The organism is Prevotella sp. S7-1-8 (genome assembly GCF_000758925.1).
Lineage (GTDB): Bacteria > Bacteroidota > Bacteroidia > Bacteroidales > Bacteroidaceae > Prevotella.
Window position 1 is genome coordinate 1 of record NZ_JRNC01000088.1, and the last position, 15,820, is coordinate 15,820.

The 15,820-nt window shown below is 48.6% G+C and carries 8 protein-coding genes; 1 reads left to right on the top strand and 7 read right to left on the bottom strand.

The window, feature by feature from the left end; translation table 11 throughout:
- Positions 1-512 precede the first annotated feature (512 nt).
- The 7 genes from carB to HMPREF1640_RS11315 all read right to left on the bottom strand — a co-directional run bounded on the left by carB (position 513) and on the right by HMPREF1640_RS11315 (position 13,651).
- On the bottom strand, positions 513-3,734 hold the full coding sequence (gene carB / locus HMPREF1640_RS11285) for a carbamoyl-phosphate synthase (glutamine-hydrolyzing) large subunit (protein WP_036894885.1): 3,222 nt from the start codon (positions 3,732-3,734) through the stop codon (positions 513-515).
- A gap of 8 nt (positions 3,735-3,742) precedes the next feature.
- Positions 3,743-4,819: a glutamine-hydrolyzing carbamoyl-phosphate synthase small subunit gene (carA, locus tag HMPREF1640_RS11290; protein ID WP_036894889.1), complete on the bottom strand. Its 1,077-nt coding sequence runs from the start codon at positions 4,817-4,819 to the stop codon at positions 3,743-3,745.
- A gap of 205 nt (positions 4,820-5,024) precedes the next feature.
- The gene (locus HMPREF1640_RS11295) at positions 5,025-5,822 is read right to left on the bottom strand and encodes a polysaccharide biosynthesis/export family protein (protein WP_036894890.1); all 798 of its coding nucleotides are present in this window, start codon (positions 5,820-5,822) and stop codon (positions 5,025-5,027) included.
- Positions 5,823-6,050: 228 nt separating this feature from the next.
- Complete coding sequence (locus tag HMPREF1640_RS12640; RefSeq protein ID WP_052051825.1) at positions 6,051-7,361, bottom strand: DUF4302 domain-containing protein; 1,311 nt, start codon at positions 7,359-7,361, stop codon at positions 6,051-6,053.
- Between the two features lie 11 nt (positions 7,362-7,372).
- Positions 7,373-8,731 (bottom strand): putative zinc-binding metallopeptidase, encoded by a 1,359-nt coding sequence (locus HMPREF1640_RS11305; RefSeq protein WP_036894897.1) that lies wholly within the window; start codon positions 8,729-8,731, stop codon positions 7,373-7,375.
- A gap of 5 nt (positions 8,732-8,736) precedes the next feature.
- Positions 8,737-10,317, bottom strand: a complete 1,581-nt coding sequence (locus tag HMPREF1640_RS11310) for a RagB/SusD family nutrient uptake outer membrane protein (RefSeq protein WP_036894892.1) — start codon at positions 10,315-10,317, stop codon at positions 8,737-8,739.
- A gap of 22 nt (positions 10,318-10,339) precedes the next feature.
- The gene (locus HMPREF1640_RS11315) at positions 10,340-13,651 is read right to left on the bottom strand and encodes a SusC/RagA family TonB-linked outer membrane protein (RefSeq protein ID WP_036894893.1); all 3,312 of its coding nucleotides are present in this window, start codon (positions 13,649-13,651) and stop codon (positions 10,340-10,342) included.
- Between the two features lie 592 nt (positions 13,652-14,243).
- On the opposite strand from HMPREF1640_RS11315, the gene pyk reads away from it, so the two are divergent.
- A complete protein-coding gene (gene pyk / locus HMPREF1640_RS11320) occupies positions 14,244-15,701 on the top strand; it encodes a pyruvate kinase (protein WP_036894894.1) in 1,458 nt (485 codons plus the stop codon).
- Positions 15,702-15,820: the final 119 nt, after the last annotated feature.

Consider the following 15,820-nt stretch of genomic DNA (forward strand, 5'->3'; position numbering starts at 1 on the left):
ATATATTTTTGTCAGCGGTGTGCGACGAGTGCCTTATCGTGTTTCGTTTAGGCCTTTATGACGCCGCGTTTTGGTCTTAATGACCTTGCCATTAAGCCCTGAACGAGCCGCCATTAATATTGAATGGCAAAACATTGATAAAACTTTTTCCCGGAAAACACGTTGCGACGCTTATAATATTATGAGTATAAGCGGTTTGCGAAAAACTCAAATGCTTGGCGTGTTTGTGACCTTGATACATGCCGTTTGCGAATACGCCCAGCATTTGAGACCTTTTGTCATATATTTTCAGCATATTTTTGATAGCGCGCATGTGTATTGATAGCGCATGCGCACTGTCTTTTCACAAAAAGAGCGAATGGCAAGTTGACCGCCAATCGCTCTTTAGGAGGGTTTGTTGGGACAAGACATGGCTTAAAAGATCCAAGCTCCCAACAAGTGCTTGTGGCTCAAAGGGGTGGGGTGGGAGAGTTCCGTGTCATTGCTTTCAAGTGCTCTCCACCCAACCATGCTTAGTATTCGCCCCACGCCTTGATGTCAATGTCTTTTGGCTCCAAGGTGCAAAAAGCGGTGATATATGCCCCGGCTAAACGGCTGTTTGTGATAACCGGCACGTTGAGGTCGATGGCCGCGCGCCTGATTTTGTAACCGTTGGTCAGTTCGTGGGTAGTCAAGTCTTTTGGAATGTTGACCACCATGTCTATCTTTTTTTCGTGGAGCAGTGTCAAAGCCTGCGGCTCCTTGCCCTCGTCAGATGGCCAATACACCAAGGTGTTTGGTATGCCGTTTTCCTCGAGATACTTGGAGGTGCCGCTTGTGGCGTACAGCTCATAGCCGTGGTCTATCAGCATCTTGGCCGCGTCGAGCATCTCGGCTTTCTGCTTGGCTCCACCCGTTGAGAGTAGAACGGTGTGTTTGGGTATGCGCTGGCCCACGGAGAGCATGCTTTTGAGCAACGCTTGGTTGGTGTCGTCGCCGAGACAGCCCACCTCGCCAGTGGAACTCATGTCGACACCAAGCACGGGGTCGGCTTTCTGCAAACGGTTAAACGAGAACTGGCTGGCTTTGATGCCCACGTAGTCAAGGTCAAAGAGGTTTTTGTTGGGTTTCTCGACAGGCACGCCGAGCATCACCTTGGTGGCCAAATCGATGAGGTTCAGTTTCAGCACTTTAGACACGAAGGGGAACGAGCGGCTCGCGCGCAGGTTGCACTCGATGACAAGAATGTCGTTCTCGCGTGCCATGTATTGTATGTTGAAAGGTCCGGAGATATGCAATTCCTTGGCTATTTGGCGGCTGATACGTTTAATTCGGCGCACGGTCTCAATGTATAGCTTCTGTGGTGGAAATTGGATGGTGGCGTCGCCGGAGTGCACGCCGGCAAACTCTATGTGCTCAGAGATGGCGTATGCCAGTATCTCGCCATCCTTGGCGACGGCGTCCATCTCTATCTCCTTGGCCTGCTCGATAAACTTGGACACCACGACGGGATGGTCCTCGCTCACGTTGGCCGCCAATTTGAGGAAGCGCACCAATTCTTCTTTGTTGGAGCATACGTTCATGGCGGCGCCCGAAAGCACGTAGCTTGGGCGTACCAAGACAGGAAAGCCCACGCGGTCCACGAATTGCTCAATGTCGGCCATCGAGGTCAGCGCGCTCCATTCGGGCTGGTTTATGCCGTTGCGGGTGAGCATACTTGAGAACTTGGCGCGGTCTTCCGCGTTGTCAATATCCTTGGCCGATGTTCCGAGGATGGGCACGTTCTCCGCGTCCAAATACATGGCCAGGTTGTTAGGAATCTGCCCGCCCGTGGACACGATGACGCCGTGCGGATTTTCAGCGTCGATGATGTCCATGACTCGCTCGAAGGTCAACTCGTCAAAGTAGAGCCGGTCGCACATGTCATAGTCGGTCGATACGGTCTCGGGATTGTAGTTAATCATTATGCTGCGGTAACCCTGCTTGCGTATGGTGTTTAACGCTTGCACCCCACACCAGTCGAACTCCACCGAGCTGCCGATACGATAGGCGCCTGAGCCAAGCACGATGATGGAGCGCTTGTCGTTGGAGAAGGTCACGTCATTGGCCACGCCAGCATAGGTCAAGTACAGGTAGTTGGTCTGCGCGGGATACTCCGCGGCCAATGTGTCTATCTGTTTGACCACGGGTACGATGCCATATCGCTTGCGCAGGCGGCGTACCACGAGCACGGCTTGGTGCATGTTCATCTCTTGTTCCAACCCGATGGCGCGCGCAACTTGGAAATCGGTGAACCCATACACCTTGGCCTCGCGCAGAAGCTCGGCGTCGAGGGTGTTTACATTGGCCTTTCCAAGTGTCTCGTCAATGTCGATAATATGCTTGAGTTTGTACAAGAACCATTTGTCTATTTTTGTCAAGTCGTGTATTTGGTCTATGGAATAACCTCTGTGCATGGCTTTGGAGATTACGAAAATGCGTTTGTCAGTGGGCTCTTGGAGAGCCGCCTCGATACCGTCAATCTCCAACTCCTTGTTCTCCACGAAGCCGTGCATGCCTTGCCCGATCATGCGCAAGCCTTTCTGGATGGCCTCCTCGAAGTTGCGTCCTATGGCCATCACTTCGCCCACGCTTTTCATGCTGGAACCAAGCTCACGGTCCACGCCTTTGAACTTGGAGAGGTCCCACCGCGGTATCTTGCAAACCACATAGTCCAAGGCAGGCTCGAAAAACGCGCTCGTGGTCTTGGTAACCGAGTTTTTCAGCTCGAAAAGCCCATACCCCATGCCCAACTTGGCGGCTACAAAGGCCAAGGGATAGCCTGTGGCTTTGGACGCCAGGGCCGAGCTGCGGCTCAATCGGGCGTTCACCTCGATGACACGATAATCCTCACTGGCCGGGTCGAACGCGTACTGCACGTTACACTCGCCTACGATACCGATGTGGCGCACTATCTTGATGCTCAATTCGCGCAACTTATGGTATTCGCTGTTGGAAAGTGTCTGTGACGGAGCGATAACGATAGACTCGCCGGTGTGAATGCCGAGCGGGTCAAAATTCTCCATGTTGCACACCGTGATGCAGTTGTCGTAACGGTCGCGCACCACCTCATATTCTATTTCTTTCCATCCCTTCAGGCTTTTCTCCACAAGCACTTGGGGCGAGAAAGCGAACGCTTTCTCACAGATCTTGCGCAGCTCGTCATCGTTGTTGGCAAAACCAGAGCCAAGTCCTCCCAAAGCGTAGGCGGCGCGAACGATGACTGGATAGCCAAGGTCGCGGGCCGCTTGGAGCGACTCGGACATGTTCTCACAAGCCTCGCTCTTGATGGTCTTTACATTGATTTGGTCCAGTTTTTCCACGAACAACTCTCTGTCCTCGGTGTCCATGATGGCGCGCACGGGCGTGCCAAGCACCTTGACATGATATTTTTCCAACACGCCGCTCTCGTATAGCCGCACGCCACAGTTGAGCGCTGTCTGCCCGCCAAAACTGAGCAGGATGCCATCGGGACGCTCCTTCTCGATGACGCGCTCCACGAAATAAGGCTGGACGGGTAAGAAGTATATCTGATCGGCCACGCCTTCTGAAGTTTGGACGGTGGCGATATTTGGGTTGATGAGCACGGTCTCTATACCCTCCTCGCGCAAAGCCTTGAGCGCTTGTGAGCCGGAATAGTCAAATTCGCCAGCCTCGCCAATCTTCAGCGCGCCCGAACCCAACAACAACACTTTCTTGATAGCTGTATCTTTCATCTTGTGTTTTACTTTAAAGTTTCAATGAATTTGTCGAACATGAACATGGTGTCTACCGGCCCGGCGCAAGCCTCTGGGTGGAATTGGCTGGTGAACCAAGGGTTGGTCTTGTGGCGTATGCCTTCGTTCGACCCATCGTTCATGTTTACGAAAAGTTCCTGCCAATCGTCATCAAGCGTTGACGTGTCGACGGCGTAGCCATGATTTTGGGATGTTATATAGCATCTCTCCGTGCCCACCATGCGCACTGGCTGGTTGTGACTGCGATGTCCGTATTTGAGTTTGTAGATATTGGCTCCCGCCGCCTTGCCCAAGAGCTGGTTGCCCATACAGATGCCACAGATGGGTTTGGAGCTGATGCTCATGTGCTTGCGAATAATATCCACGGCGGCTTGACAAGTGTCGGGGTCGCCGGGACCGTTGGCCAAGAAGAGTCCGTCATAGCTCATGGCTGTATAGTCGTGGTTCCAAGGCACCCTGATGACTTCCACGCCACGTTTGACAAGGCTTCGAATGATGTTGGCCTTGACGCCACAATCCACGAGAACCACTTTTTTGCCAGCTCCCTCGTTGTATTTGACAACTTCTTTGCATGACACTTGGTCCACGAAGTTCACTCCCTCGTAATCCGCTCGCGGAATGTTGTCTGGTTCGTCATCGAATATAATCTGCCCCATCATCACGCCATGATCGCGCAGCACTTTGGTGAGCTGGCGTGTGTCTATGCCTGTGATGCCGGGCACGCGCTCTCGTTTGAGCCAATCGCCTAAGCTCTCCACGGCGTTCCAATGGCTGTATGCCTCGCAATAGTCGGCCACAATGATAGCCGAAGCATGGATCTTGTCGCTCTCCATGAACGTGGGCAGGCCGTTGGCCTCTGTGGTGAAGGGCGGAACGCCATAGTTGCCTACCAATGGAAAGGTAAGGGTCATTAACTGTCCGGCGTATGATGGGTCGGTGAGCGACTCTGGATAGCCCATCATGGCCGTGTTGAAAACTACTTCGCCGGCAACGGGCGCGTCATAGCCGAAGGATTGGCCATGAAACTTTGTTCCGTCTGATAATACTAAAGTAACGTTCTTCATCTTGTCGCTTATTTTCTTTTTTTTAGACTGTTTGTTGTTGTACTCGCTACATGTAGGGGCGCATGGTTGGGTGGCAGGCTGTCGCGGAAACCTACAAACGCGGCGCGTATATATGAAAAATGGAATATTAATGATTACGCGGACGTAAGGATTAATATTCCATTTTTCATTTATTCAGGATTAATAATTTTATCCAAGTTTTTAATTATCTCAATATGTTGAATAATAACGAGGCGGTGGAAGTTATCAAGCCAACCACAGAGAACCATAGTGTGGTGCTTGAGCCGATGCTGGAGTTTTTGGCTTTGGTGGAGTTTGGCTCAACATAGATAATGTCGTTTTGCTGGAGGTAATAATACGGCGAATTGAAAATGTTGCCATCGTTGAGATTGATGCGGGTGGCATGCTTTTCTCCCGTGGCGTCTTCGCGTATCAAAAGCACGTTGTTACGCTTGCCGTATATGCTGAGGTCGCCAGCCGACGCGAGCGCCTCGATGATACTCATCTTCTCTGTCGTGACAGGGATGACTCGGGGAGCGCCAACTTCGCCGATAACTGTGACGCGATAGCTGGCCATCCGAACGGTTACGATGGGGTTTTCTTTCGCGTTCAGGTATGGCCTGATTTTTTCTTTAATCATATCCTCACATTCTGTCTTGGTCTTGCCAGCCACATGCAATTCGCCAATGATGGGGAATTTGATGTTTCCCTCATTGTCGACAAGATAGCCTTGCGATGATTGCGAAGGGGAGGCAAGCTGCCCGCCAGCGCTCGCGGCGCTTCCCACCGTGAGATTGAAAGGGGCGGAGGCTTCGGGGTTGGTGGTCATCACGGTGATGGTGAGCTGGTCTTTGGGCATGATGTGGGCATCGTACAAACCTCTTGACGCGGCTAAGCTGATGGTGTCGATGTTTTTGAAATAAGCAACATGTTTGCTGCTTGAACAACTGCCAAGAAGCAGGGCCGTTGTTATAAAAAGGAATGATAATAAAAATTTCTTCATATTGTCAAATGGCTGTTGTCAGGCATATTTTTTGCAAAATTAATATTTAATTTCCAAAGGCACAAATAAATAATCTGTTTATTTACCGTGAAATACAATGGCGGGATGCTTTTGTTTGCAGAAAGAGTGGATGGGACTGTTTTAACGCAACGCGCCCCCCACGGACAATCACTCGTCGCGAGTGGATAGCCTTGTGGGGGGCGTGAGGTTATGTCTCAACTTGGAAAATTAGTTGGCAAAGAAATCTTTAATATAGTTACGGGAAACCGTGAAAGTGTTTTCCGGGTTTTCAACTTCGGTAAACTTGATGTAGGTTGGGTTCTTGAGATTGTCTGTCTCGAGTTTGAACACCCGGTCTACAAACTTCCCTTTAACATTTTTGACAAAGGGTAGCACGCAAGGCATATAGGCGGCGTTGTTGGCATAGAATATGGCGTTGCCATTGCCCTTTCCCTCAAAGCCAATGCTTATTTGGTCTTTGCCAATGATCTTATAGGTGAAATAGTACTGACACCAATAGGTTTTCCCATTGCCGCTGCTTCCGAACGTCAGGCCAAATTGTGGTCCCTTGTTTTTATTAATCAACTCTTTACCAAGACCTGCGCCAATGATATTTTCTCCCATGCTTGCAGCTCCGGGTTTAATCATATTCCAGTATTTTTGTCCGTAAGCGCTGAAATTGCTGAAAGCAAAGAACCAATTGGTATTTACAAACTGTTCGGTAATAGGAGGTACAACAGGCTTCAACAGCACGTTCTTGTTGTTGGCGTCCACCCATTTGTCGTCACTGGAATAAATAAACTCCGAGAACGTTTCGCCAGCTACGGTCACTGGCTCGTACAGTTTAAATCCCTTGTCTGTAACCACGAAGTTGAGCCGTGTCTCATCTTGGCTGTCGGGGTTGGTAAACGCTAATGTGTGGTTGCTGCGCAAAGCCCTGTAACTTTTGCCTTTGATGACCACATCGTAAATATTGTATTTCATGCTGGCAAAGCGTTTCTGGACGGCATCGATGTAATTGGCCCAACTGGCGCCTTTTTTCAATGGTATCATGACCACGCGGCTGTTGTGCTTCTTGCCCTTAAGAATGACGCTGTCGGCAGAGGCTTTCATTACACGAAACTCCAAGTCGCCTAACATGCCTTTTCCGTCCGCACCGTTTCCATCCGGATTGTGAGGGTCGGAGAAATAGTGGAAGATGTCGTTGTACTCATCAAAAGAGAGTATCACGCCCTGGCTCTGTTCCATCTTGTAATGCGACGTGAACGTGGAGTCTTTGCCAGCGACTTCGCTGGCCACGGTGACGCGGTCGTTCTTGTCAAATTTGCAAAGTACGTTGTAGCCGCCATACATGGTTGATCCATAATAGTGCATAATCCAGCCGTCTGCCGGTGTGGCGAGAATGTCTTTTGTCTTATTTATGGCCTCGCTTATGCGCTGCGATGAAGACTTGTCAAACAAGTTATCGACCTCTGGCGAACAAGCCGTCGCAAGGAGGATCGCCGCAAGGAAAGTGAAGAGATTGAATATCTTTTTCATATTGCGTTTCCTTATTTTAATGTTTTCAAATCAAGTTGATGAATCTCTGACGCCCTTCTTGTGACGATGTCGCGAAGCTTGTCAATGTCAATGCCCCAAGTGTTGATGAAATAAGACCTGAGGATGTCAAGTTTTTTAAGGATGGCGTCAAGCCCACTGGTGTCGACCTGTGGCGCGCGCTCATACTTAAATACAGGTACCTTGAAATACTCTGGTACAGGTTTGCCGTCTTTGTCAAACACGGTATTCCCATCTTCGTCTACTTGGTAAACGGGATCGCCGCCATGGGCCGTGATGGGATAGGGCTTGCCTTTGAACACAAAATACGCGAGCAAAGAACCATCTTCGCCATATTGGTATTTCACGTTTTCGTGGATAGAGTAGCGTGGGATACGCTTGCCCTTGCTGTCGAGAATATAGATATATTTGCCGTTCTTGTCTTTCTCCCACATGATATTGCCCTTGGCATCGGTGGCAGGCACGAGGTTGTCATCTTTGTCATACAGTGGGATTGGATTGCCATCCGCATCCTTTTTGTACACATCGTTGCCTTTTTTGTCCTTTTGATAGAGGATGTTGCCGTCTTGGTCTTTTTGGACAATCAAAGCCTTGTCCATCAGCTTCTGCCATGCGGCTGGGGTGGAGGTGACGTATGTGGAATACAATTCGGCAAAGTCCTCGTTGTACTGCTCGCTGGCATAGCCGCTGATGAAACCTTCGTGTAGAGCTTGCTCGTCAGAAACGTTAATCCAGTCGGTGGTGTGGTATTTGCCAACGGAGACCGTGCGATACTCTGTTGAATATTCCTTTTTCTGCGTCAGGATATGGCAGAACTCGTGGTGCATGGTATGAAAATACCAATAGTTGAGGTCAAGGGGCAAGTCGCGATGGCTCTTCAATGGGTCGTCTTGGTTGACATAGATGTTGTCAAGGTCAAGATTGTTGATACGGAAAAGCGTGATTTGTATGCCTCCCTCAGCAGTGCCAAGGATGATTTTGTTTTGTCCGTCATATTGTGGAGAACCAATGAGCTGAATGACGCGGAAGCAATTTTTCTTCAGGAAGTCCTTTCCCATCAGTTCGGTGTAAGCGTCAAGCCATACGTGCTTCAAAAGAATGGACATGGCTCTTGAGTTCTTTTCGTTGGGTGGAACAACGTTATAATAGTTATTTGTGAGCTTGTCAACGTAACGGTAATTGAACTCGATGTTATAAGGTTTGGCGTAGTTGGCCTCTAACCATTTGTCAAACTCTGATTGCTGCGTGGTGGTCTTGGTGAAGACAGAGTTGCTTGTGTCAACGTCGTCTTCCTTGCAGGCGTTGGTCACCGCGACGAGCGCCAGCAGCATGATGATTTTGATGTATTTCATTGTGTTCATTTTTTAGGAGTCTTACTTGTGTTTGCTTCTCTTGGATTTGCCTCCAGTCCTGCGTCGATTACATCGAGTGGCAATTGGATAGCGCCTCGCAAGTCGCCCGGTTTGAAGAAAATGGGGTCTTCTCCATCTAAGAGGTGACATACGGTGATGCCGTATCGTTTGATATCAAGGAAACGACCGCCGTGCCAGAAAGTCTCTATGCGCCGCATTTGCAACAGCATGTCTATCATGTTGGTCTGTGTGCCTTTTTCCAATGTGAACCCTTGTGGATGCAAAGCCTTTTTGATACTTCGGTCGCGATTGGTGGTAATGGTATCCTTTGCGAGAGGAGTGTCATTGATGAACTTATTCAGACTTTCCAGGGTGAGCGTGGGCCGCTTGGCTTTTTCTTGCACCGGTTTGGTGTGCGCGGCTATCCAAGCGTTCATGTCTGCCAAGGCTTCTGTGTATTTTTTCTTCATCACATACGCTTCCGCTCTCTCAAGCAACACTTGGTCTGTGGTGAACACGGGCATAACGATGTGCGAGAAACCTGTGTCGTTAATCTTATCGGTCACTTCAAAATACTCGTTGACGGTTGGAATCCAAGTCTTTTGGTTGGAGCCATAAAGCTGGTTCGCCTCGACGAGACAGTTGTTGGTGGACCCTCCATGTGGAGCCCATGGCATGGGTGCCCAAAATGTTTCACTGTCTGTTATGTTCGTGTTGTGGTTGAAACGTGAACCTGTGCGGGATAGACGGGAAAACGCTGGCATAATTAGCAAGTTGGCGTTCTCTGATGTGCTGATATATTTGTTGGAGAATGCGTCAATGGTCAGCGTGGCATATTCGTTCATGTTTCTGAGCACTCCTGATGGATTGCTGCCCAAAACCTCGTTTGCGTACTTGATGGTTTTATCGTAGTTGAGATAAAACAGGTTGAAGCGAGCCGCGAAAGCGTAAGCTGCCTTTGCGTTGAAATGATATTTGGGCACTTTGAGGTAGGTGTCGTCCAACAGTGGCAAGGCCGCCTCGATGTCCGCGTTGATGTTTTCGTAGAGTTGCTTGAGCGTGCCACGAGTGTTCACCGATACGTCTGGCACCTTGGGATAAGGCAACCCGAGATATTGCTCTGCCTTCGCGGGGTTCCAAGACATGCAGAACACCGTAGAAAGACGGAACATGGCGTAGGCGCGGCAAAGCAACGCTTCTGCCTTGGCGCCATTGAGTTCGGCTGGCGACCCCAATTTCTCGATGGCCTGAAGCGCAAGGTTGGCTGAGGCCACGGCGGTGTAACAGTGGTTCCAAATATATTTCGGGTCATCGTTACCCTCCGTCTCAACGTCTTTCCAACGGTAGAGCTCCTCCTCCTTGGGAGAGTAGCCATAGCTTGTTCCGTTGTCATCGACGTTGTCGCTGCTCATCTCGAAAATATAGGTTGGGTCTTGTTGGGGATAAGCCGAGACAAGAAGTTTTTGGATCTTATCCACGTTGTCCACTTCGGCTCTGTCATCAGGCAATTTGTCGAGATAGTCATTGCATGATGTGGTTACGCCCAACGCGAAGACTGCCGAAAGGAATAAATATATCTTTTTCATATTCTTAACTTGTTAAAGGAATTTATAGTCCAACTCTGAGTGTCATTGTGAACTGTCGAGCCATTGGCACAGCTACACCACCGGCGTTGAAGAACTCTGGGTCTTGGCCGTTGAGTTTTTTGTCCGCATAGATAAGGAACAAGTTTGTACCCTGCAATTTGAGGTTGACCTTGTTCAAATGCAAATAGTTAGCCCATCGCTGTGGGAAATCATACGACAGTGAAATTTCTTTCATGCGTATAAAGTCGCCCTTCGCCACACGCTCCGTGGAGCGGTTGAAGGCATTGTAGGCGTAGCTCAGTTTCTTGTCTTGTTGGCGTTGGCGCAAGTCAGGGATGGCAGGTATGTTGGTTTTCATCTCGTCGCCCGCTTTGGTCCAGCGATTTCTGAACTCTTTTGGCGTGGCGTCAAGGTCTGAATACCAAGAGTAGAAGGCTGGGTCAAGACGCACCTTGTTGCCAAAAGCGTAAGTTGCAAAGACTATGAGATGCCATCCTTTATAAGAGAACGTATTGCCAAAAGAACCTGTGTAGGTGGGGTCTACCGGGCCTTCATACTTCAAATGCTCAATGTTGCGAGACTGGAAGTAGATGCCGCTGGTAGTCTTCTTTCCATCTTGGTTGATAAAGGTTGGTATGCCATTCTCATTCAATCCTTGGAAGTCCATGGAGAACAAGGAGCGATACGGATAACCCTCGAGCGTAAAGCCGGAGCCTGTAATCATCTGGATAAGGTTTCGACGATTTTTCAACGAGGTCACTTCTGTCTTGACATGAGAGAAGATGAAGTCCGTGCTCCATGTAAAATCTTTGCTCACGATGTTCTTGCTGGATATGGAAAGCTCTTCTCCATTCGACTTCATCGAGGCCACGTTGGCATATTCCACGATGGTGCCCTTGGTTCCATTGGTGATGCGCGGGCCTATCAAGTCGTAGTTGTTGCGGCGATACCAGTCGAAGGTGACGTTGATGCGATTGTTGAGGAAGCCCAAGTCTAAACCAAGGTTAAGCTCGTGTTTCTTTTCGTAGGTAAGGTCGCGGTTGGCAAAATCCCATATCTCAAGCCCCGATTCCTTGTCAACCGTAAATGGTCTCCAAGGGTTGTAGCTCTGGATAATTACCGCGGCGTTGGTCACGGCAGGTTTGTCGCCCGTCAAAGAATAAGACGCTTTGAATGTGGCGTGTGTGAGACTGTTCTTGAAAGTTTTTTCAAACCATGGCTCCTCGTGCATATTCCACGCTCCAGAGATGTTCCATGTAGGCAACCATCGGGCGCTGCGAGCTTTGCCCAAGCGGTTGCTGCCCTCGTAACGCACTGTTCCGTTGATGGTGTAGCGACCTTTCCAAGAATATGTGCCAGTTCCGAAGAAAGACACTTCGCGACTGTGTCCGTTGGACAAGTCATAGTAAATTTCGTTCTCCTCGCTCGACTGCTTGAAATATCTGTAATCGTACGAGCCGAGCAATCCCATCTCGTATTGCATGCCCACGCCATTGAAATAGCTGCGGTTACGGTCGGTGTTGTTCACTTCCATACCTCCAAAGAGGTTCACGATGTGGTCATTGTTGTAAACATCGTTATAACTAGCGGTGGCACGGAAGTCCCAGCTGTTCATCTTGTACTTTGTCTCGCGATAGAAACCACCATTGGGCAGTACTGAGAATGGCAGGCTGTTAGGCACGTCGGGGTCTGTGTAAAGACGCTGGTTGCCATAAAGCATGGTTGCGTCGTCCATGGCGCGGAAAGCCAACGCTACGTTGGAGTTGTCCATTATCTGGTTGGCTTGTGTTGTCGTAGAGAACTTGTAGGCTCCCAACACTGCCAACTCGACCTTTGTTATAGGCTTGTACTTAAGCTCTGCTTGTACTTTCGTGTCAATGACATCGTAATCGTTAAAGTTGTTGGCCAGCTCGTGGTGAATGTTGAATGGCGCATAGTTTCTAACGTAGAACTCGTTGGCATCCAGCGTTCTTGACGTGTTGATGGCGTAAGAGTAGGGGTTAATGTCAAAGTCGCGAGTCACGGCGCCTGTCACGTTGTCCACATGCTGGTTCATTGCGCCCGGTGATTTTTGCTTTCTATAGGCAGCGTTTCCGATCAGATTGAGCGACAAGTGCTTGCTCATGTTGTACAATGCGTTCGTGCTGAAGGTGTAACGCCTCACGTTGCTTTGCTCGGTCCATCCTGGATCGTTCATCAACGAGAAGGATGTGTAATACTGGGCCTTCTCTGTTCCCGATGAGATACTGATAGAATGGTTCATGGATATGGCGTTGCTGAACAACTCGTCGAACCAATTGGTGTTGCGCATTTCGGCCGCTTTCAAATACTTTATCTTCCCCTCCTCTGTGTTGGGAAGCAAGAATTTGCCCGTGGCGGGGTCGTATGTGTTCATCAATTGGTACATCTTGCCATACACGCCACTTGTGGACGCGCGATGGGTTTGGCCAAATGAAAGCATGCCATTGGCCTCAAGCTCTCTGTATATGCCCATTTGCTCTTGTGAGTTCATGATGTTGAACTGGCTGTAGCTTGGCTTCAGGCGCATGGTAAATTCGCCCGTGTAGTTAATGTGCGTCTTGCCGGCTTTACCTTTTTTCGTGGTAACAACTATCACGCCTGACATGGCGCGCGCGCCATATATAGAGGTGGCGGAACCGTCTTTCAAGATTTGGAAACTCTCAATGTCGTCGGCATTCAGGCCGGCGATGGCTGAGGATATTACCGTCGCGGCGTCTCCAGACGACAGTTGGTCGGCGTTCACTTCTGTCACATCTTCCATGATAACGCCATCGACCACCCAAAGTGGTTTGCTGCTGCCATAGATGGAGGTGGCTCCACGCACCCTAATCTTAGGCGCCGTGCCAAATGTACCCGATACATTTTGTACGCTCACGCCAGCGGCGCGCCCCTCCAAAGAGCGGCTAATATCCGCGATACCGTCCAACTTGCTTTTCCCGGCATCGACTTTGGTTGCCGCGCCGGTAAACAAGCGTTTGTCCATTTTCTGCATACCCGTCACGACCACTTCGCTAACGGTTTGCGCGTCGGAGCGAAGCACTATGCGCATGTTCTGCGTTCCGCGCAGCTTTTGTGTCACCATACCTATGTACGTAATCGTAATCATAGGACTTTTCTCTCTTGTAGTTAAGGAAAATTTACCATCTACATCTGTCACGGCGCCTGTTTTTGTTCCGGATACGGTAACAGAAGCACCAATCACCGGCTGTCCGTCCTCTGCTGAGGTTACGACACCATTGATCTTGTTCTGTGCCCACGTCGTTCCTAACCCTAAGAACAAACCTACAAGCAACATTGCTAATCTTTGTTTCATAAATCTATATCGTAAAGGTTAAATTCATAATTAACAATATGCACAATACACAATAAATGGTCTTTGGATGTGGCTATGTAAGCATATGTTTTGTCCATTTGGGGGTGTTGGACATTTATAGTATATTATCCCTCTTGTATGTCGATTTTGCAAAAATAAGTAAAAACAATATACTTAACAAGTAAAATTTAATAAAACGAAATAAAAAAACGTTTGTTAACATCTTTATGACTTTTATTTCTTTTTATTAGTATTTGCAATGTGATAGTTGCGAAATGAATTTTTTTATAGTTTTTATACGGTTATATTTTAATTCTTTCGTGATTTGTTTTTAATTGTTTTAAAGCCTGTTTTCCTAATAGTTCAAAGGAATTAAGTGTAACGAGCCTTTATACTTTAATAAACGTAAACTTTTTCGTAGCGTATTTAATAGATGTTTTCATATTCAATTTAAAAAAAATGCTTTACCTTTGCAAATAGAAGTTTACATGATTTGTTTACCTCGCGCCACTTGTCAAACTTCGAGTAAAACCAGTGGCACACCTTAAATATTATAGTATAAAATACAATAGAAACCATATTTTTCAAAGTTATGAAAAAAACAAAGATAGTATGTTCCATTAGCGATCGCAGATGCGATGTAGATTTTCTTCGCAAGTTGTTTTTTGCTGGCATGAATATAGTGAGGATGAACACGGCTCACGCTACTCCCGAGGGCATTCGCGGAATTATCAAGAACGTGCGAGCGGTGTCTCCACACCTTGGCATTCTCATCGACACTAAAGGCCCGGAGGTTCGCACCACGGCTGTCGATACGCCAATTCCATATAAGGTGGGAGATGTAGTCAAGATATTTGGGCGTCCGGAAATGGGTACGACACATGATATAGTGAACCTTTCTTTTCCTGATATTGCCAAAGATGTCAGGGTGGGTGACAACATTCTCTTTGATGATGGCGCGCTCAACATGGTTGTGACGGATATTGTGGGGCCCACTGTTTATAGCCGGGTGACCAATGATGGCGTTCTTGGATCGCACAAAAGTGTCAATATCCCGGGAGAGCACATCAATTTGCCGGCTCTCACAGAGAAAGACAAACGCAACATTCTGCTTGCCATAGAAGAGGATATTGATTTCATAGCACATAGTTTTGTGCGCTCTGCGGCTGACGTGAAGGCGGTGCAAGACATTCTCGACGAACATCATTCTGACATTAAGATCATCTCAAAGATTGAGAATCAGGAGGGCGTGGACAACATAGATGAGATCATTGACGCCAGTTATGGCATCATGATCGCGCGTGGCGACCTTGGTATCGAGGTGCCAATTGAGTGTATTCCAGGCATTCAGCGCATGATCATCCGCAAGTGCGTGCAAAAAAAGAAGCCCGTTATCGTGGCCACCCAAATGCTCCATACCATGATTAACAATCCCCGTCCCACTCGCGCGGAGGTTACCGACATTGCCAATGCCATATATTCCAACACCGACGCGCTTATGCTTAGTGGCGAAACTGCTATGGGCAAGTATCCGTTGGAGGCGGTGCAGACAATGGCGGCCATAGCTGAGCAGGCTGAGAACGACCGTACCAGCTTTGGCGTCCAAGACGAGGTGCCCTTGCGTCCAAACTGCACGCAGCGTGAGTTTTTGGCCCATGCCGCTATTGCTTCAACGCGACAGTTGGGGGTGGCTGGTATTGTCACCGACTCGGAAACGGGTACCACGGCTCGCAATTTGGCCGCTTTTCGTGGTCCGAAACCCATTCTTGCCATCTGCTATAAGGAGAAAACGCAGCGTTGGCTTAATCTGTCTTATGGCGTGATACCGGTTTATCAGAAAGAGCACGCTAACCCAGAGTATCTTTTTACGGCAGCGCTTCGCATGCTTAGACAGAAGAATTTTGTTGAGCTTGACGATAAGATAGCTTACCTCTCGGGTTCGTTTGGCGAGGGTGGAGGTACCACTTTCATAGAAATTAACAAGGTGCGAAACGTCTTTGATCGCAATTACCAGTTCCATTTTCCCAATACGGAAAATAATATGGAATAACATAAACGGTATACCGCATATGTAATGTAAGGAGCGATATGTTGAAATATCGTTCCTTTTTTATTTTGGATTTTTGCCATTTGCCAATATCGTGGACGGCGAAGAGCTAATTTTTATTA

Excerpts from the sequence above, each read along its gene's own strand:
- pyk (WP_036894894.1), top strand. The coding sequence starts at position 14,244 with ATGAAAAAAACAAAGATAGTATGTTCCATTAGCGATCGCAGATGCGAT.
- HMPREF1640_RS11305 (WP_036894897.1), bottom strand. The coding sequence starts at position 8,731 with ATGAAATACATCAAAATCATCATGCTGCTGGCGCTCGTCGCGGTGACC.
- carB (WP_036894885.1), bottom strand. The coding sequence starts at position 3,734 with ATGAAAGATACAGCTATCAAGAAAGTGTTGTTGTTGGGTTCGGGCGCG.
- HMPREF1640_RS11295 (WP_036894890.1), bottom strand. The coding sequence starts at position 5,822 with ATGAAGAAATTTTTATTATCATTCCTTTTTATAACAACGGCCCTGCTT.
- HMPREF1640_RS12640 (WP_052051825.1), bottom strand. The coding sequence starts at position 7,361 with ATGAAAAAGATATTCAATCTCTTCACTTTCCTTGCGGCGATCCTCCTT.
- HMPREF1640_RS11310 (WP_036894892.1), bottom strand. The coding sequence starts at position 10,317 with ATGAAAAAGATATATTTATTCCTTTCGGCAGTCTTCGCGTTGGGCGTA.
- HMPREF1640_RS11315 (WP_036894893.1), bottom strand. The coding sequence starts at position 13,651 with ATGAAACAAAGATTAGCAATGTTGCTTGTAGGTTTGTTCTTAGGGTTA.
- carA (WP_036894889.1), bottom strand. The coding sequence starts at position 4,819 with ATGAAGAACGTTACTTTAGTATTATCAGACGGAACAAAGTTTCATGGC.